General features: G+C 57.3%; 32 protein-coding genes and 2 tRNA genes. 1 reads left to right on the top strand and 33 read right to left on the bottom strand.

The annotated features are described in order from the left end of the window. Positions 1 to 128: 128 nt before the first annotated feature. Positions 129 to 656: a DUF2894 domain-containing protein gene (locus LNV08_RS22365; RefSeq protein ID WP_263535966.1), complete on the top strand. Its 528-nt coding sequence runs from the start codon at positions 129 to 131 to the stop codon at positions 654 to 656. Positions 657 to 1,352: 696 nt separating this feature from the next. On the opposite strand, the gene LNV08_RS22370 is transcribed toward LNV08_RS22365, so the two are convergent. From LNV08_RS22370 to rpsJ, 33 genes are all read right to left on the bottom strand, one after another. Next, positions 1,353 to 1,429, bottom strand: a tRNA-Met gene (locus tag LNV08_RS22370). Between the two features lie 85 nt (positions 1,430 to 1,514). Beyond that, positions 1,515 to 1,591, bottom strand: a tRNA-Met gene (locus LNV08_RS22375). Positions 1,592 to 1,629: 38 nt separating this feature from the next. Then, on the bottom strand, positions 1,630 to 3,507 hold the full coding sequence (dsbD, locus tag LNV08_RS22380; protein ID WP_263535967.1) for a protein-disulfide reductase DsbD: 1,878 nt from the start codon (positions 3,505 to 3,507) through the stop codon (positions 1,630 to 1,632). 217 nt (positions 3,508 to 3,724) lie between these two features. Continuing rightward, the gene (gene rplQ / locus LNV08_RS22385; protein WP_263535968.1) at positions 3,725 to 4,114 is read right to left on the bottom strand and encodes a 50S ribosomal protein L17; all 390 of its coding nucleotides are present in this window, start codon (positions 4,112 to 4,114) and stop codon (positions 3,725 to 3,727) included. A gap of 103 nt (positions 4,115 to 4,217) precedes the next feature. After that, positions 4,218 to 5,213, bottom strand: a complete 996-nt coding sequence (locus tag LNV08_RS22390) for a DNA-directed RNA polymerase subunit alpha (protein ID WP_263535969.1) — start codon at positions 5,211 to 5,213, stop codon at positions 4,218 to 4,220. A 139-nt stretch (positions 5,214 to 5,352) separates the two neighbouring features. Next, entirely contained in the window at positions 5,353 to 5,976 is a 624-nt protein-coding gene (gene rpsD, locus LNV08_RS22395) for a 30S ribosomal protein S4 (protein WP_263535970.1), read from the bottom strand. A gap of 202 nt (positions 5,977 to 6,178) precedes the next feature. Continuing rightward, positions 6,179 to 6,583, bottom strand: a complete 405-nt coding sequence (rpsK, locus tag LNV08_RS22400; RefSeq protein WP_058721926.1) for a 30S ribosomal protein S11 — start codon at positions 6,581 to 6,583, stop codon at positions 6,179 to 6,181. 29 nt (positions 6,584 to 6,612) lie between these two features. Then, positions 6,613 to 6,978 carry a 30S ribosomal protein S13 gene (rpsM, locus tag LNV08_RS22405; protein ID WP_263535971.1) on the bottom strand — a complete coding sequence of 122 codons (366 nt, stop codon included), beginning with the start codon at positions 6,976 to 6,978 and terminating at the stop codon, positions 6,613 to 6,615. A 34-nt stretch (positions 6,979 to 7,012) separates the two neighbouring features. Continuing rightward, the gene (rpmJ, locus tag LNV08_RS22410; protein WP_056194202.1) at positions 7,013 to 7,126 is read right to left on the bottom strand and encodes a 50S ribosomal protein L36; all 114 of its coding nucleotides are present in this window, start codon (positions 7,124 to 7,126) and stop codon (positions 7,013 to 7,015) included. Positions 7,127 to 7,185: 59 nt separating this feature from the next. After that, on the bottom strand, positions 7,186 to 7,404 hold the full coding sequence (gene infA, locus LNV08_RS22415) for a translation initiation factor IF-1 (RefSeq protein WP_009855680.1): 219 nt from the start codon (positions 7,402 to 7,404) through the stop codon (positions 7,186 to 7,188). A 49-nt stretch (positions 7,405 to 7,453) separates the two neighbouring features. Further along, positions 7,454 to 8,764 (bottom strand): preprotein translocase subunit SecY, encoded by a 1,311-nt coding sequence (gene secY, locus LNV08_RS22420; protein WP_263535972.1) that lies wholly within the window; start codon positions 8,762 to 8,764, stop codon positions 7,454 to 7,456. 19 nt (positions 8,765 to 8,783) lie between these two features. Next, positions 8,784 to 9,215 carry a 50S ribosomal protein L15 gene (gene rplO / locus LNV08_RS22425; protein WP_263535973.1) on the bottom strand — a complete coding sequence of 144 codons (432 nt, stop codon included), beginning with the start codon at positions 9,213 to 9,215 and terminating at the stop codon, positions 8,784 to 8,786. A gap of 27 nt (positions 9,216 to 9,242) precedes the next feature. Continuing rightward, positions 9,243 to 9,425: a 50S ribosomal protein L30 gene (rpmD, locus tag LNV08_RS22430; protein WP_263535974.1), complete on the bottom strand. Its 183-nt coding sequence runs from the start codon at positions 9,423 to 9,425 to the stop codon at positions 9,243 to 9,245. Between the two features lie 19 nt (positions 9,426 to 9,444). Continuing rightward, a complete protein-coding gene (rpsE, locus tag LNV08_RS22435; protein WP_263535975.1) occupies positions 9,445 to 9,963 on the bottom strand; it encodes a 30S ribosomal protein S5 in 519 nt (172 codons plus the stop codon). An 18-nt stretch (positions 9,964 to 9,981) separates the two neighbouring features. Continuing rightward, positions 9,982 to 10,347, bottom strand: a complete 366-nt coding sequence (rplR, locus tag LNV08_RS22440; protein WP_263535976.1) for a 50S ribosomal protein L18 — start codon at positions 10,345 to 10,347, stop codon at positions 9,982 to 9,984. An 11-nt stretch (positions 10,348 to 10,358) separates the two neighbouring features. Continuing rightward, complete coding sequence (rplF, locus tag LNV08_RS22445) at positions 10,359 to 10,892, bottom strand: 50S ribosomal protein L6 (RefSeq protein ID WP_263535977.1); 534 nt, start codon at positions 10,890 to 10,892, stop codon at positions 10,359 to 10,361. Positions 10,893 to 10,911: 19 nt separating this feature from the next. Then, the gene (gene rpsH, locus LNV08_RS22450; RefSeq protein WP_263535978.1) at positions 10,912 to 11,307 is read right to left on the bottom strand and encodes a 30S ribosomal protein S8; all 396 of its coding nucleotides are present in this window, start codon (positions 11,305 to 11,307) and stop codon (positions 10,912 to 10,914) included. A 25-nt stretch (positions 11,308 to 11,332) separates the two neighbouring features. After that, positions 11,333 to 11,638 (bottom strand): 30S ribosomal protein S14, encoded by a 306-nt coding sequence (gene rpsN / locus LNV08_RS22455; protein ID WP_263535979.1) that lies wholly within the window; start codon positions 11,636 to 11,638, stop codon positions 11,333 to 11,335. An 8-nt stretch (positions 11,639 to 11,646) separates the two neighbouring features. Next, on the bottom strand, positions 11,647 to 12,186 hold the full coding sequence (gene rplE, locus LNV08_RS22460) for a 50S ribosomal protein L5 (protein WP_263535980.1): 540 nt from the start codon (positions 12,184 to 12,186) through the stop codon (positions 11,647 to 11,649). Positions 12,187 to 12,196: 10 nt separating this feature from the next. Continuing rightward, on the bottom strand, positions 12,197 to 12,514 hold the full coding sequence (gene rplX / locus LNV08_RS22465; protein WP_263535981.1) for a 50S ribosomal protein L24: 318 nt from the start codon (positions 12,512 to 12,514) through the stop codon (positions 12,197 to 12,199). A 26-nt stretch (positions 12,515 to 12,540) separates the two neighbouring features. Next, positions 12,541 to 12,909: a 50S ribosomal protein L14 gene (gene rplN, locus LNV08_RS22470; protein WP_263535982.1), complete on the bottom strand. Its 369-nt coding sequence runs from the start codon at positions 12,907 to 12,909 to the stop codon at positions 12,541 to 12,543. A 280-nt stretch (positions 12,910 to 13,189) separates the two neighbouring features. Next, positions 13,190 to 13,699: a peroxiredoxin gene (locus tag LNV08_RS22475; protein ID WP_263535983.1), complete on the bottom strand. Its 510-nt coding sequence runs from the start codon at positions 13,697 to 13,699 to the stop codon at positions 13,190 to 13,192. Between the two features lie 132 nt (positions 13,700 to 13,831). Continuing rightward, positions 13,832 to 14,101, bottom strand: a complete 270-nt coding sequence (gene rpsQ, locus LNV08_RS22480; RefSeq protein ID WP_263535984.1) for a 30S ribosomal protein S17 — start codon at positions 14,099 to 14,101, stop codon at positions 13,832 to 13,834. Then, positions 14,098 to 14,298 carry a 50S ribosomal protein L29 gene (rpmC, locus tag LNV08_RS22485; RefSeq protein ID WP_263535985.1) on the bottom strand — a complete coding sequence of 67 codons (201 nt, stop codon included), beginning with the start codon at positions 14,296 to 14,298 and terminating at the stop codon, positions 14,098 to 14,100. The genes rpsQ and rpmC overlap by 4 nt, the downstream gene beginning before the upstream one ends. 13 nt (positions 14,299 to 14,311) lie before the next feature. Then, positions 14,312 to 14,728 (bottom strand): 50S ribosomal protein L16, encoded by a 417-nt coding sequence (rplP, locus tag LNV08_RS22490; protein ID WP_263535986.1) that lies wholly within the window; start codon positions 14,726 to 14,728, stop codon positions 14,312 to 14,314. 2 nt (positions 14,729 to 14,730) lie between these two features. Further along, a complete protein-coding gene (rpsC, locus tag LNV08_RS22495) occupies positions 14,731 to 15,603 on the bottom strand; it encodes a 30S ribosomal protein S3 (RefSeq protein ID WP_263535987.1) in 873 nt (290 codons plus the stop codon). Positions 15,604 to 15,619: 16 nt separating this feature from the next. Then, positions 15,620 to 15,949, bottom strand: a complete 330-nt coding sequence (gene rplV, locus LNV08_RS22500; RefSeq protein WP_263535988.1) for a 50S ribosomal protein L22 — start codon at positions 15,947 to 15,949, stop codon at positions 15,620 to 15,622. Between the two features lie 11 nt (positions 15,950 to 15,960). Continuing rightward, complete coding sequence (gene rpsS / locus LNV08_RS22505; protein ID WP_263535989.1) at positions 15,961 to 16,239, bottom strand: 30S ribosomal protein S19; 279 nt, start codon at positions 16,237 to 16,239, stop codon at positions 15,961 to 15,963. A gap of 10 nt (positions 16,240 to 16,249) precedes the next feature. Next, positions 16,250 to 17,074: a 50S ribosomal protein L2 gene (gene rplB, locus LNV08_RS22510; protein ID WP_263535990.1), complete on the bottom strand. Its 825-nt coding sequence runs from the start codon at positions 17,072 to 17,074 to the stop codon at positions 16,250 to 16,252. Next, positions 17,074 to 17,388 (bottom strand): 50S ribosomal protein L23, encoded by a 315-nt coding sequence (gene rplW / locus LNV08_RS22515; RefSeq protein ID WP_263535991.1) that lies wholly within the window; start codon positions 17,386 to 17,388, stop codon positions 17,074 to 17,076. The genes rplB and rplW overlap by 1 nt, the downstream gene beginning before the upstream one ends. Then, complete coding sequence (rplD, locus tag LNV08_RS22520; protein WP_263535992.1) at positions 17,385 to 18,005, bottom strand: 50S ribosomal protein L4; 621 nt, start codon at positions 18,003 to 18,005, stop codon at positions 17,385 to 17,387. Before rplD ends, rplW begins: the two co-directional genes overlap by 4 nt. Beyond that, positions 18,005 to 18,676: a 50S ribosomal protein L3 gene (gene rplC / locus LNV08_RS22525; RefSeq protein WP_263535993.1), complete on the bottom strand. Its 672-nt coding sequence runs from the start codon at positions 18,674 to 18,676 to the stop codon at positions 18,005 to 18,007. Before rplC ends, rplD begins: the two co-directional genes overlap by 1 nt. A 272-nt stretch (positions 18,677 to 18,948) precedes the next feature. Beyond that, entirely contained in the window at positions 18,949 to 19,260 is a 312-nt protein-coding gene (gene rpsJ, locus LNV08_RS22530) for a 30S ribosomal protein S10 (protein ID WP_058721902.1), read from the bottom strand. Positions 19,261 to 19,402: the final 142 nt, after the last annotated feature.

Consider the following 19,402-nt stretch of genomic DNA (forward strand, 5'->3'; position numbering starts at 1 on the left):
GCATTCGGCGCGCAGCAGCCGGTAGCACCCAACGACACCGCGGCCGGGCGTGCGCTCAATCGTCGAGTAGAAATCGCACCCACACCGAGGCCACGGCGAGCGGCTGCGGCTTCTGCAGCGTCCGCACCGTGAGCAGCATTGACGATCCTGTCAATTGGGTCGCTGCGCAGCGCGCCGACCCGGTGCGCCGGCGCATGCTGCACGCACTCGCGCTGCGTGCGGCAGCCCAGCCTCAAGGCGCGCTGCGTGACAAGCTGATTGCGACGCTAAGGCAGCGCGCGTCGCGAAAGCCCGTGGCGCATCAGAAGCAGCAATATCCAGCCCTAGGCAATCCGCTGGCCGCATTGCTCGCCTTGCTGCAGCTTGATGCGAGCCAAGAGTTGCGCCAGGTGCGCCTCCACGAAAGCACTTGGCGGCAGCTGCGCGTGGCACGAAACATTGCCGAGCTCCATGCGCCGGTCACCGGGCATCTGGGGCCACTCAATGGCCAGGCGCTGGCGACGCGCATGCTCCAGCAGATTCAGGGGCTGGCTCCAGCCTATTTACACAGGCTGCTCACGCAGATGGACGCGATCGCCGCCTTGGAGCAGGTGCAGGCTGCCGGTGAGGCACCAGCGCGAACAAGCAAGAAGAAGGCAACCGAGCGGCGTCGGTGACGGTCCAGGTACCGGTTCAGAGGAATGCCGGCGGCGATACGTTTGCCAGTATTCTGGATGCCGAGCGTGCCAGGCCCGCTGGGCCGCCAACTGGTTGGCTCGGTAGTCGGGGTCCTCCTTGAGCTTGGCCTTGGCCCAACGTCGGCGGCGCTCCCGCCGGCAATCGCTGCCCGGGCAGTAGCTTTGTTTGGGGCATTGAGGGCGGACCAGGAATTCTTGGCCGCATGAGACGCAGACCGATCGAGTCATAACAACTCCCGACGCGTGACGCAAAGTTGGCAGCACCATCAGGCGAGCGGCCGGAAAGTCGTTGCTGCCCGGCTTGTTGAAGTAGGGGCGCACCCGTTTCAATCTCCAAGAGATTGACCCGAACTGAAGCGTTGCGGCTGCCAGCGTTGTAGCTCTCGATCAGCGGCTCGAACTTTTCCGAGAAATCGGTGCTGGTGCGGTTCAGCTCGCTCATCTTTTCCAGCTTGGCGCGAATCGCGGCTTTCAGCACTTCCAGGTCGGTGTTCTTGTGCTTTGTGATTTGGTGGTCGCGCTTTGTTGATTGCGCGTCGGGCCATCAGAACACGTTTGCCCAAAGGTCAATTTGATCGCACCTGAACATTGGGTGGGCCATGAATGGGCCACAGATGGGCCACAGATGGGCCACAACGAAAAAAGCCGCTCAAACTGAGCGGCTTTTCAAGGACTTGGTTGCGGGGGCAGGATTTGAACCTACGACCTTCGGGTTATGAGCCCGACGAGCTACCAGACTGCTCCACCCCGCGCCAGATATGGTGTTCCGGGCGATCTCGTCACAGCGAGCCCGAAAGGAAAGTGGTCATTGGGACCGGCGACAACTTCCCAAATTTTTGGTTGCGGGGGCAGGATTTGAACCTACGACCTTTGGGTTATGAGCCCAACGAGCTACCAGACTGCTCCACCCCGCGACTGAAGCTAGCAGTATAGCGCACTTTTCACTGTACCGTCAAAGTCCCGCAGCAGTGAGGGACGATTGGAAGCGCTCGGCGTCTTGAAATCCGATCACCCGCGCGCCATTCAGCTCTTGACCCGCCGGATCAAAAAAGATCGTGCCAGGGGGGCCGAATAGCTTGAAACGCTTGAGTAATTCACGATCGGCCGGGCTGTTGGCTGTGACATCGGCCTTCAGCAACAAGGCGCCTGCCAGCCGGCGCCGAACCTGCGGATCGGTGAAGGTGTAGCGTTCCATTTCTTTGCAGGACACACACCAGTCCGCGTAGAAGTCGAGCATCACCGGGCGCCCCGCTTGCGCCAGGGCGGCATCCAGTTCGGCGACGCTGGCAATGCGCTGAAAGGACAGGCCCGCAGCGGCGCTGCCGCCCGTGGAGGTTACGGTGCCGGCCTCCACGCGGAAGAGCCCTGCCAGGGGCTTGAGTGTGTCGGTGCCGCCGCTGGCCGCCCCCACAAGCTGCAACAGGCCATAGCTGACCGCTAGCAAGGCTGCGGTCTTGCGCAGCCAGGTGCGCGGCCTATGGACGGCATGAGGTGCTTGGAACAGGCCCAGCATGGCCGCAGTCCCGATCAACAATGCGCCCCATAGGAATTGCGCCAACGCCGGCGGCAAGACCGGCTGCACAGTCCACAGCGCGACGCCAAGCAAGAGCATGCCAAACAGGTGTTTGACGCCGTCCATCCAGGCGCCGGCCCTGGGCAGCAAGCTACCTGCAGAGATCCCCAGCAGCAACAGGGGAACACTCATGCCGGTGGCCAAGGCGAACAAGGCGCTACCCCCCAGCACAACATCCCGGGTTTGGCTAAGGTAGACCAAAGCGCCTGCGAGCGGCGCTGCCACGCAAGGGCTGACGATCAGGGCGGACACCCCCCCCATGGCGAACACGCCAAGCAAATGACCGCCAGGCAGCTTCTGGGATGCTTGCGAAAGCCCCCCGCTCATGCCCGATGGCAGACTCAACTCATACGCGCCAAACATGGACAAAGCGAACAGCACCAGGGCCAAGGCGAAACTTGCCAGTACCCAGGGCTTTTGCAGCACAGCCGCAAGTCCTTCGCCCGCCAGCCCGGCAGCCACACCCAATGCGGTGTAGACCAGTGCCATGCCCAGCGAATAGCTTAGAGCGAGCATGAAACCACGGCCACGCGTAGCCTTCTTGGATGCGTCGCCCACAATGATGGACGACAGTATGGGCAACATGGGCAGCACGCAGGGCGTCAGCGAGAGCAAGAGGCCGGCGACAAAAAACACGCCAACCACGGTCCAAAACCGCCCGGTCTGAAGCGCTGCATCTAAACGCCCCATCTCGCCCGCTGCTGCCGCTGCTTGCGAACCCGCCGCGGTGACTGAGCTAGCAGGCTCTGGGCGAGGACTGCTGCTCAGTGGCTGCGCCGCAAGATCGGCCCCATCCACGCGCCTGACCGTGGCCGGCGTGGCGCCAAGCCCTGGATTGACGTCGAAGGTCGCCGTCATGGGCGGATAGCACAAGCCTTTGTCCGCGCAACCCTGACCGGCCACCGTCAACTTGAAGGAGCCGTCGGCCGCCTTTATGGGCACCACGGCGCTGAGGGCCTCCCGGTGGACCTCAACCTCTTTCTGAAAGGTCTCATCAAACTTGACCTTGCCCTTGGGCACCACGATGTCACCAAGAGTTGCGCCTTCTGCTTCGATCTTGAACTGCTCCCGGTACATATAGTAGCCAGGGGCAATTTCAAAGCGAACTTGCAAAGTCTTGCCATCCTGCGCGCTGACCGCTAACTTGAAGGCCTGCTCGGGATCCAAAAAATCATCTGCCCACGCCGAGGCCAATGGGTTCAGGAGGCAAACGAGAGATAGAAAAAGGAAGGTCGCTGACCGTAGAGCTCGTGACATAGGCTAGTAGCGTTAGGACTGATACCGCATTGCGGACAAAAACATGACCAAGGCGGCGCGAAGCGTAATCGCAATCACGAACCGGCGCTCAAGCATGAGCAAAAGACGTAAAGCCTGGAATGTACAAACAAAAGTACAGGCGAAAAAAAGGCCAGCAAAAAGCTGGCCATTCGAGAGCAATGCCTAAGCTGCGTGCAGCTCAAACAAGCTTGCCTCTTTACTCGACTGTTTCGCCAGCAGTCTCGCCTTCGGCGCGATCAACCAGTTCAACATAGGCCATAGGCGCGTTGTCGCCAACACGAAAACCCATCTTCAAGATGCGTGTGTAGCCGCCTGGACGAGCCAGGAAACGTGGGCCCAGCTCATTGAAGAGCTTGGTGACGATGTCACGGTCCCGCAGGCGGTCGAATGCCAGGCGACGGTTTGCCAATGTAGGCACCTTGGCCAAAGTGATCAAAGGCTCAACCACGCGGCGCAGCTCTTTGGCCTTAGGCACGGTGGTCTTGATCGCTTCGTGTTGCAGCAACGAAACGCACATATTGCGCAGCATTGCCTTACGGTGAGCGCTGGTACGGTTCAGCTTACGGAGGCCGTTACGGTGACGCATGGTGCTTATCCTTTCTTTGATTAATCGCCAGTGGCCGTATCAGGTACCACCGGGTGCACCGGACGACGCAATGAAAAAGCGCCGTCCATTTCTTTCTAATTAATTAACGCTTGTCCAGCCCTTGCGGGGGCCAGTTTTCGAGGCGGGCGCCGAGGGTCAAGCCACGCGAAGCCAGCACTTCTTTGATCTCGTTGAGCGACTTGCGGCCCAAGTTCGGAGTCTTCAGAAGTTCTGTTTCGGTGCGCTGGATCAGGTCGCCGATGTAATAGATGTTCTCGGCCTTCAAGCAATTGGCCGAACGCACCGTCAACTCAAGCTCATCAACCGGACGCAGGAGAATCGGGTCGAAGGACGAGCTGCGTTGTTGCTGCTGCGGGTTGTCGAACATGTCGCCAACATCGGTGCCTTGCAACTGTGCGAACACGGCGAGCTGTTCGACCAAGATTTTGGCCGATGCACGGATCGCTTCCTCGGGCGAAATAGCGCCGTTGGTTTCGATTTCCATGACCAGCTTGTCCAAGTCGGTACGCTGTTCAACGCGAGCGTTTTCAACGGCGTAGCTGACGCGACGAACAGGCGCAAACGACGCGTCCAGCACGATACGGCCAATCGACTTGGTCGGCTCATCGCCATAACGGCGCATGGAGCCGGGCACATAGCCGCGACCCTTTTCGACCTTGATCTGCATATCCAGCTTGCCGCCTTGCGACAGGTGCGCAATGACGTGATCTGGGTTGATGATCTCAACATCGTGAGGCGTTTGGATGTCCGCTGCAGTGACAGGACCTTCGCCCTCTTTGCGCAAGACCAGCGTAACTTCTTCGCGATTGTGCAGGCGGAAAACCACACCCTTCAGGTTCAGCATGATGTGAACCACATCTTCCTGAACGCCGTCGATGGCCGAGTACTCGTGCAGCACACCAGCGATCGTCACTTCTGTCGGCGCATAACCCACCATCGAAGACAACAGCACCCGGCGCAGAGCATTGCCCAGCGTGTGGCCATAGCCACGCTCGAAGGGCTCCAAGGTCACCTTGGCACGGTGGCCGCCGAGCGGCTCCACATTGATCGATTTGGGTTTGAGCAGATTGGTTTGCATGAAGTCTTTCTTTCAATACCCTCGGTTCGTTACACCGATAAGGCTGAGGGACCAACCGGGCGTCGCCGCGAGAGGGCCAACCCAGACGAGGGAAAGCCGACGGCACCCGCAATGGGTGCAGCCGGCAACTGCAAAACGATTAACGCGAGTACAACTCAACGATCAGCGATTCGTTGATCTCAGCGCCGAACTCGTCACGATCAGGAGCCTTCTTGAAGACACCTTCCAACTTAGCTGTATCAACAGTCACCCAAGCTGGCAAGCCAATCGACTCAGCCAACTTCATCGCGTCGATGATGCGCAACTGCTTCTTCGACTTCTCGCGCACAGCGACGATGTCACCGGCCTTCACCAAGTAAGAAGCAATATTGACGACTTCACCGTTGACCGTGATGCCCTTGTGCGAAACCAACTGACGGCTTTCGGCACGTGTGGAGCCAAAGCCCATACGGTAAACAACGTTGTCCAGGCGCGACTCGAGCAAGGACAGCAAATTGGTGCCGGTCGAGCCCTTACGACGCTCGGCTTCGGCAAAGTAGCGGCGGAACTGACGCTCCAGAATGCCGTACATGCGCTTGACCTTCTGCTTTTCACGCAGTTGCAGGCCGAAGTCGGATGTGCGCTGACCGGAGGTGCGGCCATGCTGGCCTGGCTTGGAATCAAACTTCGCCTTGTCCCCAATGGCGCGACGTGCGCTCTTCAGGAACAGGTCCGTGCCTTCGCGACGGGAGAGTTTGCACTTGGGGCCTAGATAACGTGCCACTTTAGATGTCCTTTTTCATTCTGACGCACGGCCCGTCGGCGCGTGCGCGAGTCTGGCCCATTTTTTTGTCGGCTCAGACGGTGGTGTTGAAGATTCCCATCGCAACAATGGGAATCAACGAAACGGCCGGCGCGGCACATACGTGCCCGCCGGCGCGGGGTAACTCGCGATTATCGCATCTTTCGCATCTTTGGCAAAAGCCTTAGATACGACGACGCTTTTGGGGACGGCAACCGTTGTGCGGAACCGGAGTCACATCAGAGATCGAATTGATCCGGATGCCAAGAGCACCCAGTGCACGAACCGACGACTCGCGGCCTGGGCCTGGGCCCTTGATCTTGACATCAAGATTCTTGATGCCTTGATCTTGAGCGGCACGGCCGGCTACTTCAGCCGCGACCTGGGCTGCGAAGGGCGTCGATTTACGCGAACCCTTGAAGCCCTGACCGCCGCTGGAAGCCCAGGACAGTGCGCCGCCTTGGCGGTCAGTGATCGTAATGATCGTATTGTTGAACGACGCGTGTACGTGAGCGATGCCATCGGCAACGTTCTTACGAACCTTCTTACGGACGCGTTGTGCAGCCGAGTTATTGGGTGCTTTTGCCATCTTGATCTTCTTTCTGTGCTAGCCGCAGATCACTTTTTACCCGTAGCAGCCGACTTGCGCGGGCCTTTACGAGTGCGAGCGTTCGTACGGGTGCGCTGACCGCGCATTGGCAAACCACGACGATGACGGAAACCACGGTAGCAACCGAGATCCATCAAACGCTTGATGTTGATAGACATCTCGCGGCGCAGATCGCCTTCGATGGTCATCAAACCCACTGTTTCACGAATCTTCTCGAGATCGGAATCGGTGAGGTCTTTGACCTTCTTGTCGAATGGAATACCGCAAGAAGTACAGATCTTCTGTGCCGTCGTACGGCCAACGCCGTAGATGGAAGTCAGACCGATCTCTGTGTGCTTATGCGGCGGAATGTTAATACCAGCAATGCGTGCCATGTGGTTCCTCTAAATCGCTCGTGTCGTGCTGCAATCAGCCCTGGCGCTGTTTGTGGCGGGGATCTGTACAGATCACACGCACCACGCCCTTGCGGCGGATGATCTTGCAATTGCGGCACATCTGCTTGACGGATGCCGAAACTTTCATGGTCTACTCCTTGACCTACAAAAATGCGCTCAATGCGCGTAACCGGGGAATAGAAATGCTCACTTCGCCCGGAACACGATGCGAGCACGACTCAAGTCGTACGGGGTTAATTCAACGGTAACTTTGTCGCCGGGCAAAATGCGGATGTAATGCATACGCATCTTGCCGGAGATGTGGCCGAGAACAACATGCCCGTTCTCCAGCTTCACACGAAACGTGGCATTGGGCAGATTCTCAAGAATCTCGCCTTGCATTTGAATGACGTCGTCTTTCGCCATGCCTTCGTTTCTGTTCTGATGGATCTTGGTTAAACAATGGTTCAGCTTTTCAGCTGGCCTTGAAATTTGCCTTCTTCAGCAGCGAATCGTACTGCTGGCTCATCACGTAAGACTGTACTTGGGCCCAGAAGTCCATGGTGACCACAACAATGATCAGCAAAGATGTACCGCCAAAATAGAAAGGTACGTTGTACTTCAAGGTCAAGAACTCTGGCAACAAGCACACACCCGTAATATAGATGGCGCCAGCCAAGGTCAAACGCGACAAGATCTTGTCAATATGCTTTGCAGTTTGCTCGCCTGGTCGGATACCAGGAATGAACGCACCACTCTTCTTCAGGTTATCTGCGGTTTCGCGGCTATTGAAAACAAGCGCCGTGTAGAAAAAGCAGAAGAAGACGATAGCACTGGCGTAGAGCAACACATAAATCGGCTGCCCCGGACTGACCATACCTGCGAGGTCTTTCAACCAGCGAAGGCTATCACCCGTCGCAAACCAACTCACCACGGTTGTGGGAAGCAGGATGATGGACGAAGCGAAGATTGGTGGAATCACTCCGGACATGTTCAGCTTCAGTGGCAAATGCGAGCTTTGCCCACCATAGACTTTGTTACCAACCTGCCGCTTGGCGTAATTCACCAAGATTTTCCGCTGACCGCGTTCGACAAACACCACCAAATAGGTGACGGCTACGACCACAGCCACAATAAACAGGGAAGAAACAGGGCCCATAGCGCCAGTCCGAACCAGCTCCAGCAAGCCACCAATCGCACCAGGCAATCCGGAAGCAATGCCGCCGAAGATCAGAATCGAAATTCCGTTGCCCAAGCCACGCTCGGTAATCTGCTCACCCAACCACATCAAGAACATCGTGCCGGCAACCAAGCTGGACACCGCTGTGAGGCGGAAACCAAAACCAGGGTTAATCACCAAGCCCGCCGAACTTTCCAGTGCCAGAGCAATGCTCAGGGACTGAAAGAGCGCCAAACCTAACGTGCCGTAACGCGTGTACTGCGTAATCTTGCGACGACCGGCCTCACCTTCCTTCTTCAACGACTCCAAAGCGGGCACCACATACGTCATCAACTGAATAACGATGGAGGCCGAAATGTAGGGCGTGATGCCCAGCGCGAAAACGGTGAAGCGCGAGAGCGCGCCGCCAGAGAACATATTGAACAGGCTCAGGATGCCACCTTCCTGACCCTTGAAGAACTGCTGCAACTGAGCCGGATCTATGCCCGGAACAGGGATATGAGCCCCAATCCGAAACACGACCAAGGCCAGCAACAAGAACACAAGCCGGCGACGCAAGTCGCCAAACTTGCCGCTCTTGGCCAGTTGGTTTGCGTTCGTAGCCACTGTGCCTAGTTCCTGCTTATTAGGCGACCGAGCCGCCAGCGGCCTCAATCGCTGCCTTGGCGCCAGCAGTCGCGGCAACACCCTTGAGTGTTACCTTGCGGCTGATAGAACCCGACAGAATCACCTTGACGTTCTTTGCCAGCTCAGGCACGAGACCTACAGCCTTCAAAGTCAAAACGTCGATTTCGTCGGCCACCAGCGTTTGCAGGTCGTCGAGATTGATTTCGGCATTGAACTTCAATGTCTGCGACTTGAAGCCGCGCTTTGGCAAGCGGCGCTGCAAAGGCATTTGACCGCCTTCGAAACCTACCTTGTGGTAGCCGCCAGCACGGGACTTTTGACCCTTGTGGCCGCGACCGGCAGTCTTACCAATGCCAGAACCGATGCCACGACCTACGCGACGCTTGTAGTGCGTAGCGCCGGCTGCGGGCTTAATGGTATTGAGTTGCATCTTTTTGTCCTCGGTTCGTGAAAGCGCTTAAAGCACCTGCACGAGATAGGCGATCTTATTGATCATGCCGCGAACCGCCGGCGTGTCTTCCAACACGCTGGTGCTGTTCATACGGCGCAGGCCCAGACCCACAACCGTAGCGCGGTGCGAAGTCCGCGTACCGATGGGGCTGCGAACCAGCTTGACGGTCAGAGTTTTCTTTTCAGACATATGTGTCTCCAGTGCAGCTTCAGTTGAAGATGTCTTCAACGTTCTTGCCGCGCTTGGCTGCAACTTGTGCTGCCGTGGTGGAACGCTTCAGAGCGTCCAGCGTGGCGCGAACCAAGTTGTACGGATTGGTCGAGCCATGGCTCTTTGTCACGATGTCAGTCACGCCCATCACTTCAAAGACTGCGCGCATCGGGCCGCCGGCAATCACGCCAGTACCAGGTTGCGCAGGAACCATCATGACTCGCGACGCGCCATGCTCACCCACCACATTGTGGTGAATGGAACCGTTGCGCAGATCGACCTTGACCATATTGCGGCGGGCCGACTCCATAGCCTTCTGCACGGCGACAGGCACTTCCTTGGCCTTGCCTTTGCCCATGCCGATACGGCCTGCGCCATCACCGACCACCGTCAGCGCTGCGAAACTGAGCGTACGACCGCCCTTCACAACCTTGGTGACGCGGTTGATCGCGATCATCTTTTCTTTCAGGCCGTCGTCATTTGCTTCGGTCTGGACGCGGGGTTGAAACTTTGCCATTTCGAAATCCTTTTAGCGTCAGAACTGCAAACCAGCTTCGCGAGCTGCTTCGGCGAGAGCCTTAACCCGACCGTGATAGGCAAAGCCGGCACGATCAAAGGCAACTTTCTCAACACCAGCTGCTTTCGCCTTTTCGGCGATACGCTTGCCAATCAAAGTAGCCGCAGCTACGTTGCCACCCTTGCCCGAGCCGCCGAGCTGCTCGCGGACAGCCTTTTCGGCTGTCGAGGCGCTGGCCAGGACACGAGTGCCGTCGTCTGAAATGACGCTGGCGTAGATGTGAAGGTTGGATCGGAACACCGACAAGCGCACGACGCGCTGGACTGCAATCCGAGCACGGGTCTGACGCGAGCGACGGATGCGCTGTTCTTTTTTGGTCAACATTGCGCTGCTCCTTACTTCTTCTTGGTCTCTTTGATGGAGACCTTTTCGCCGGTATAGCGGATGCCCTTGCCCTTATAGGGCTCTGGCGGACGGAAGGCGCGCACTTCAGCGGCCAACTGACCCACCACTTGGCGGTCCACACCCTTGATCAGAATTTCCGTCTGGGTGGGGCACTCAACCTTGATGCCTTCGGGCATGTCTTTCACCACAGGGTGAGAGAAGCCGATTTGCAGGTTGAGCTTTTGACCCGTGGCTTGCGCCCGGAAACCCACGCCGACCAGACTCAGCTTGCGCTCGAAGCCCTTGCTCACGCCGTTGACCATATTGGCCACCAGTGCTCGCACGGTGCCGCTCATGGCGCCAGCTGCAGTCGAATCATCGGACGGAGCGAAAGACAGCTTGCCGCCTTCGCTCGTGATTTTCACCAAGGCGTTCATTGGACGCACGAGTGTGCCCAAAGTGCCCTTGACGCTGATCTTGTCAGCTGTAACGGTAACGTCCACACCTTGCGGGATGGCGACCGGCATTTTTCCTACGCGGGACATTGTTTGTCTCTCCTTGCGCTTAGGCGACGTAGCAAAGCACTTCGCCGCCGATGCCGGCTTGACGTGCTTTACGGTCGGTCATCACACCTTGCGGCGTAGTGACGATCGCCACACCCAGGCCATTCATGACCTGAGGGATATCGTGGCGGCCCTTGTAGATGCGCAGGCCGGGACGGCTCACGCGCTCGATGCGCTCAATCACCGGCTTACCGGCGTAGTACTTCAGCGCGATCTCCAACTCTGGACGGGCGGCTTCGCCACGCACAGCAAAACTGTCGATATAGCCTTCGTCCTTGAGGACTTTGGCAATCGCCACTTTCAATTTCGAGGAAGGCATCACGACGCTGACCTTCTCAACGCTTTGGGCGTTTCGAATGCGGGTCAACATGTCGGCGATAGGATCACTCATGCTCATTTGCGATTTCTCCTAATCGTGCCGATTACCAGCTAGCCTTGACGACACCAGGGATGTCGCCTTTGAAGGCCAGCTCACGAATTTTGTTACGGCCCAAGCCGAACTTGCGGAACGTACCGCGGGGACGACCAGTCAACGCGCAGCGATTACGCTGGCGAGTTGGATAGGCGTTGCGTGGGAGCTTTTGCAGCTCCAGGCGCGCCAAGTAACGCTCTTCGTCAGACTTCTTAGCGTCGTTGATGATGGCCTTCAGATTCGCATACTTAGTAGCGAATTTGGCAACCAGCGCATCACGCTTGAGTTCACGTTGAATGAGAGAAGTTTTAGCCACAAGTCACCTCAGTTCTTGAACGGAAACTTGAATGCTGCCAGCAAGGCCTTGCACTCATCGTCCGTCTTGGCAGAGGTGGTGATGCTGATGTTCAGCCCACGCAGCGCATCCACCTTGTCGTAATCGATCTCGGGGAAGATGATTTGTTCTTTGACGCCGATGTTGTAGTTACCACGGCCGTCGAACGAGCGACCGGAGATACCCCGGAAGTCACGCACACGCGGCAAGGCGATAGTTACAAAACGATCCAAGAACTCATACATCTGAACGCCACGCAGCGTCACCATGCAACCGATAGGCACCGAGTCACGGATCTTGAAACCCGCAATAGCCTTCTTCGACTTGGTGACAACTGGCTTTTGACCAGCGATCTTGGTCAGGTCACTGACTGCGTGATCCATAACCTTCTTGTCGGCTACGGCCTCGCTCACACCCATATTGAGTGTGATCTTGGTGATGCGTGGCACCTCCATGACCGACGTGTAGCCAAACTTTTCAGTCAGGCCGGGCACAACTTTTTCGCGATAAAACGCTTGCAAACGAGCCATGTCGAACCCCTTAGGCCTTGATCTCTTCGCCGGTCGACTTATAGACGCGCACCTTCTTGCCGTCGGCTAGCAACTTAATGCCCACGCGATCGGCCTTACCGGATGCAGCGTTAAAAATCGCCACGTTGGATTGATGGATAGGCATCGTCTTGTCGACCACGCCGCCAGTAGTACCCTTCATTGGGTTTGGCTTGACGTGCTTCTTGACCATATTCACACCGTCAACAACGATGTGATCTTGGTCAATACGCTGCGCTACTGCGCCGCGTTTGCCCTTGTCGCGACCGGTCAAAACAATGACCTCGTCGCCTTTGCGAATCTTGTTCATGGCAATACCTTTTACTGTGGCCGCGCTCAGAGCACTTCAGGCGCCAGCGACACGATCTTCATAAACCGCTCGGTACGCAATTCACGCGTCACGGGGCCAAAGATGCGAGTGCCGATTGGCTCCAGCTTGGCGTTCAGCAGCACAGCAGCATTGCCGTCGAACTTGACCAGCGAGCCGTCCTGACGACGAACACCCTTGGCGGTACGAACGACCACTGCACTGTAAACCTCGCCCTTTTTAACTCGGGACCGAGGCGCAGCTTCTTTGATGCTGACCTTGATAATGTCACCAATCCCTGCATACCGGCGCCTGGAACCACCAAGCACTTTGATGCACATGACGGATTTAGCGCCAGTGTTGTCCGCGACGTCGAGTCGCGATTGCATTTGAATCATGTCTATCCCCAACTTTTCCCAAATCACCACCAAGCCTAGGCCAGGGAGTTCATCGGTCAGTCTTGGGCCCGTTGACCAAGTGAAAACCCATCACACCCGTGATGACCTTGCACCCAGCAGTAGAGGGCGGATCCGAGGCCTTAACGCATCATGAAATGCGCCTTGCGTTCGGCGAAGCTTTAGATTGTGCATCAAAAGCTAAGCTGCCGTCAAGCCTCGGCGTGAAATAACTTTTAAAAGAGTGGCAGAGATACTTCCGCCACTCACTACCAATCAGGGCTTAGAGAGCAGCCGCTTGCGCCAACATCGTGTTCGCGTCACTGACTTCAAATTTACCCGCCGCCTCGATGTTGAGCGTTTTGACCTGGCCATTCACCAACAACATCGAGTAACGCTGTGAGCGTAGGCCCATGCCGCGAGTGGCGAGATCAAGTGTCAAACCCGTCGCCTTAGTGAAGTCCGCACTGCCATCGGCCATCATGCGCACTTTGCCTGCCGCTGCCAGATCCCGGCCCCAAGCACCCATGACAAACACGTCATTGACCGACACGCACCAGACCTCGTCCACCCCTGCTGCCTTTAGCGCGGCCGCTTGAGCGATATAGCCAGGCACATGCTGAGCGGAGCAGGTCGGCGTAAAAGCACCAGGCAAAGCAAACACAGCAATTGTCTTTCCAGCCGTCGCCGCAGCAACGTCCACTGCGTTTGGACCGATAGAACAAGCACCGCCCTCGACGTCGACAAACTCTTGAAGTGTGCCAGCCGGGACTTGATCACCAATTTTCAGCATGAAAGTTCTCCAAAAACGAATTGCACGCACGCAGACTCAACGAAAAAACGGCCGGGCGCCGGTTCCCCAGCACTCCGACCGTTCTGCACAATCAGGCTTGAGGCCGTCTTGCGTCTTTACCGTCAGTCCAAATCAAACGATTTGAGCCTTCTCGACCAAGCGGGTCACAACCCAGCTCTTGGTCTTCGAAATTGGACGGCCTTCAGCGATTTCAACGACATCGCCCATCTTGTACTCGCCATTTTCATCATGAGCGTGGTACTTGCGGGACAGCGCGACGATCTTGCCATAGAGCTCGTGCTTGGCACGGCGCTCGACGAGCACGGTCACAGTCTTGGAACGCTTGTCGCTGACCACACGACCCACCAGGGTACGTGTGTTCTTCTCTTGAGCTTGCGTCATTTCGCGGCTCCCTTTTTCTTCTCGGCCAAAACAGTCTTGACGCGAGCAATGTCACGGCGCGTGTTGCCCAACACAGTGTGGTTGGTCAACTGTTGCGTCGCTTTTTGCATGCGCAGACCGAAATGGGCCTTCAGCAGATCGGTCACTTCCTTTTCCAAGGCCGCGACATCTTTGCTACGCAGTTCAGATGCATTCATGGTGTTCTCCGCTTCAGGTGCCGACCTGGCGAGTCACGAAGGTGCAACGCAATGGCAGCTTTGCAGCAGCCAACGTGAACGCTTCGCGAGCCAAGGCTTCTGGCACACCGTTGATCTCGTAGAGCACCTTGCCTGGCTGAATCTCAGCGACGTAGTACTCTGGATTGCCCTTGCCGTTACCCATCCGGACTTCAGCAGGCTTCTGGGAGATCGGCTTGTCAGGGAAGATGCGGATGAAGATGCGACCACCGCGCTTGATATGGCGCGAGATTGCACGACGTGCAGCTTCAATTTGACGAGCCGTCAGACGGCCGCGTTCGGTAGCCTTCAGGCCGAAGTCACCGAAAGACACGGCGGCGCCGCGGGTTGCAACACCAGTGTTACGACCCTTTTGCTCCTTGCGGTATTTGCGACGAGCTGGTTGCAGCATTGTTATTCTCCTTTGGCCTCGCCACCAACTGGCGCGGCCTTGCGGACCACGCGCTTGGCAGCGGGCTGGGCTGCGTCACCTGCTGCGGCCGGCTTGTCGCCGCCCTCACCAGGAGCGCCACTCGAACGCGGACCACCACGGCTGTCACCAGGACGGCCACGGCCGGCAGGAGCGCCTGGGCGAGCATTGCGACGTGGGCGACGATCATCGTCACCTGCATCGCTCTTGATCACCGGCGCATCGCCATTGGCCAAACGGTCACCACGGTAAACCCAGACCTTCACGCCAATAATGCCGTAAGTGGTGCTGGCTTCCGAGAAGCCGTAGTCAATGTCAGCCTTCAGCGTATGAAGAGGCACGCGGCCTTCGCGATACCACTCGCAACGAGCGATTTCGATACCGTTCAAACGGCCCGAAGACATGATCTTGATACCCAGGGCACCAAGACGCATGGCGTTCTGCATCGCACGCTTCATGGCGCGACGGAACATGATGCGCTTTTCCAACTGCTGAGTGATCGAGTCAGCGATCAGTTGAGCATCGATTTCAGGCTTGCGCACTTCTTCGATGTTAACTGCCACTGGCACGCCCAGACGCTTGGTCAGTTCGGCCTTCAGGTGTTCGATGTCCTCGCCCTTTTTGCCGATCACCACACCCGGACGAGCCGAGTAAATAGTGATGCGTGCATTCTTGGCTGGACGCTCAATCAGAATGCGCGAAACCGCAGCATTCTTCAGCTTCGCCTTCAGGTATTCGCGAACTTGCAGATCTTCGGCCAACATGGTGGCGAAGTTCTTGTTCGACGCGTACCAGCGCGACGCCCAGTTACGAGTGACAGGCAGGCGAAAACCGGTCGGATGTATTTTCTGTCCCATAGTCTTCCTTCAGCCTTCAGTTGCCGACCGACACGAAGATGTGGCAAGTAGGCTTGCTGATGCGGTTGCCACGGCCTTTGGCCCGGGCAGAAAAACGCTTCAGCGTAGCACCTTGCTCCACATAGATCGTGGTGACTTTAAGCTCATCAATATCGGCGCCGTCGTTATGCTCGGCGTTGGCGATCGCAGATTCGAGCGCCTTCTTGATGATGCCAGCGGCCTTTTTCTGGGTGAATTCCAGGATGTTGAGAGCCTGGTCCACCTTCTTGCCGCGGATGAGGTCCGCCACGAGCCTGCCCTTATAGGCAGACAAGCGGACTCCGCGAACGATTGCACGGGTTTCCATCGTCTCAGTCCTTATTTCTTCCCGGCCTTCTTGTCGGCCGGATGGCCTTTGAAGGTGCGGGTCAGCGCGAATTCGCCCAGTTTGTGGCCGACCATTTGGTCAGAAACATAAACCGGCACGTGTTGCTTGCCGTTGTGCACAGCGATCGTCAACCCGATGAATTCGGGCAAGATCGTCGAGCGACGCGACCAAGTCTTGATAGGCTTCTTGTCCTTGATGGCAACCGCTTTCTCGACCTTAGCCAAGAGGTGGTGATCAATGAACGGGCCCTTCTTCAGTGAACGAGTCATGGCCTACCCTTTACTTCTTGCGACGCGAAACGATGAACGTCTGCGTGCGCTTGTTGCTACGAGTGCGGAAGCCCTTCGTGAGGGTGTTCCACGGCGACACAGGCGCCTGGCCTTCACCGGTACGACCTTCACCACCACCGTGCGGGTGATCCACCGGGTTCATCGCTGTACCGCGAACGGTTGGGCGAATACCCTTCCAACGGATCGCACCGGCCTTGCCGTACTGGCGCAGTTGGTGTTCTTCGTTGCTGACTTCGCCAATGGTTGCACGGCAGTCGATATGGATCTTGCGGACTTCACCGGAGCGCAGACGCAGCTGAGCGTAAACGCCTTCGCGCGCCATCAGCACCACAGACACGCCAGCCGAACGCGCAATTTGCGCGCCCTTGCCAGGCTGCATCTCGACGCAGTGAATGGTCGAACCCACCGGGATGTTGCGGATAGGCAATGTGTTACCGGCCTTGATTGGAGCCTCGGCTCCACTCAAAACGGTTGAACCCACTTCCAAGCCACGCGGTGCAATGATGTAGCTGCGCAAGCCGTCGGCATAGCACACCAAAGCGATGTGAGCCGTGCGGTTTGGGTCATACTCAATGCGCTCAACCTTGGCCGGAATACCGTCCTTGTTGCGCTTGAAGTCAACCAGCCGATAGTGCTGCTTGTGACCGCCACCCCGATGGCGAACCGTGATGTGACCGTTGTTATTACGGCCGGAATTTTGCTTTTGTGGCTCAAGCAACGATGCTTCGGGCGCGCCCTTATGCAAATGCTTGTGCACCACCTTCACGACGGCACGACGGCCAGGTGAAGTAGGTTTGACTTTAACGACAGCCATTACGCAGCCTCCCCGGTGAAGTTGAGCTCTTGGCCCGCCTTCAGCGAAACATAAGCCTTCTTGATGTGGTCACGGCGACCGATCGAGCGGCCAAACTTCTTGACCTTGCCCTTCACGTTCACCACGTTCACCGCCTCAACCTCGACCTTGAACATCAGTTCAACAGCGGCCTTGATTTCTGGCTTGGTGGCGTCGCGCATCACCTTGAACAAGACTTGATTGTGCTTTTCAGCAACCGCCGTGGCCTTTTCGGACACGATGGGAGCGAGCAACACCTGGGCCAAACGGCCTTCAGAAAACTTTACGGCGCTCATGCCAGCATCTCCGTCAGTTGTTCCATTGCAGCCTTAGTCACCAGGACCTTCTTGTAGAAGACCAGCGACAGCGGATCGGCGTAGCGTGGCTCGCAAACCAGCACATTGGCCAGATTGCGCGATGCCAACAGCAAGTTGTCGTCCACTTGGTCAGCAATGACCATCACCGATTCGAGGCCCATGGCCTTGAATTTAGCGGCCAATAGCTTGGTCTTCGGGGCTTCGAGAGTGATCGAATCCACCACAGCCAGGCGACCTTCACGGGCCAACTGCGAGAGGATCGCAGCCATACCGGCGCGATACATCTTCTTGTTGAGCTTGTGCGTGAAGTTCTCGTCAGGCATGTTCGGGAAAATCCGACCGCCTCCGCGCCACAAAGGCGAGGAAGTCATACCAGCACGAGCGCGGCCAGTTCCCTTTTGACGGAAAGGCTTCTTCGTCGAGTGCTTAACTTGTTCGCGATCCTTCTGGGCGCGGGTACCTTGGCGGGCGTTGGCCTGGAAGGCCACGACCACCTGGTGAACCAGGGCTTCGTTGTAGTCGCGAGCAAACAGCGTGTCAGGAGCGTCCACCTTAGCGGTGGCCTGACCTTGTTCATTCAGGAGCTCGAGCTGCATCAGATGGCTCCCTTCTTGAGCTTGACCTTGACGGCAGGGCGAACGACAACGTGGCCGTTCTTAGAGCCCGGCACAGCACCACGGACCAGCAGCAGTTGACGAGCTTCGTCAATGCGCACGATATCCAGGTTTTGTGTTGTCACGGACTCATCACCCATGTGACCGCACATCTTCTTGCCGGGGAAAACCCGACCAGGATCCTGAGCCATCGAAATGGAGCCAGGAACATTGTGCGACCGACTGTTACCGTGCGAAGCACGCTGCGAGTGGAAGTTGTGACGCTTGATGGTACCGGCGAAGCCTTTACCGATCGAAGTTCCTTGAACGTCAACCAGCTGACCAATTGCAAACAAGGAGATTGGCACTTGCACGCCAGCCTTGTAATCAGCTGCAACATCAGCGGTAACGCGGAATTCGCTCATGACTTCACCAGCCTCAACACCCGCCTTGGCGAGGTGTCCGGCTTCCGGCTTGGTGACGCGCGATGCTTTGCGCGTACCGAACGCCACCTGAATGGCGGTGTAGCCGTCGGTCTCTACGGTCTTGATCTGGGTCACGCGGTTGTTGGACACATCCAGCACCGTCACAGGAACGGCGTCGCCGTCGTCTGTGAAGATGCGCATCATGCCCACCTTGCGGCCCAGCAATCCGAGACGATTGCTTAGACTCATGTTTTTCTCCAGCCCCTCAGGTTGACCCTGGAAGCCATTTACATACACCCGACATCGATTGGCCGGGCTGACCAGTGCAACACATGGGTGGCTTAACCCTTGCGGGCCAAACCTGTGCTGCGCCAAATTCCGCGCAGGAAATTCCTACGCGGAAAAGCTGGCGAGTATAGCGTGAAAGTTGCGACTAGCGCAAGTGCCACCTATCTCGCCAACAAAAAAGGGCATCCTTAACGGCTGCCTTGGCCATCAATCCACCGAAGTGGATCGATGTTTTACTGCAACTTGATCTCGACGTCGACGCCGGCAGGCAGGTCAAGCTTCATCAAAGCATCAACTGTCTTGTCGGTAGGATCAACGATGTCCATCAAACGCTGGTGCGTACGGATTTCGAACTGGTCGCGCGATGTCTTGTTGACGTGCGGCGAACGCAGGATGTCGAAGCGCTGCATGCGTGTCGGCAAAGGCACTGGGCCCTTGACGATGGCGCCGGTGCGCTTGGCGGTTTCAACGATTTCAGCTGCCGATTGATCGATCAACTTGTAGTCAAACGCCTTCAGGCGGATGCGGATCTTTTGCTTTTGCATGACGATTCCTTCAAAGAGCGAGCGGCGCAGGGCCGCGAAGTGGGTGAAGCCCTGCTTGCTACCGATGGCGGCAAGCAGGGCCGGTCACGCAAAAGTCTTAGGCGATGATCGTAGCAACCACGCCCGAACCAACGGTACGGCC

Source organism: Paucibacter sp. TC2R-5 (assembly GCF_025717605.1).
Lineage (GTDB): Bacteria > Pseudomonadota > Gammaproteobacteria > Burkholderiales > Burkholderiaceae_C > Paucibacter_A > Paucibacter_A albus.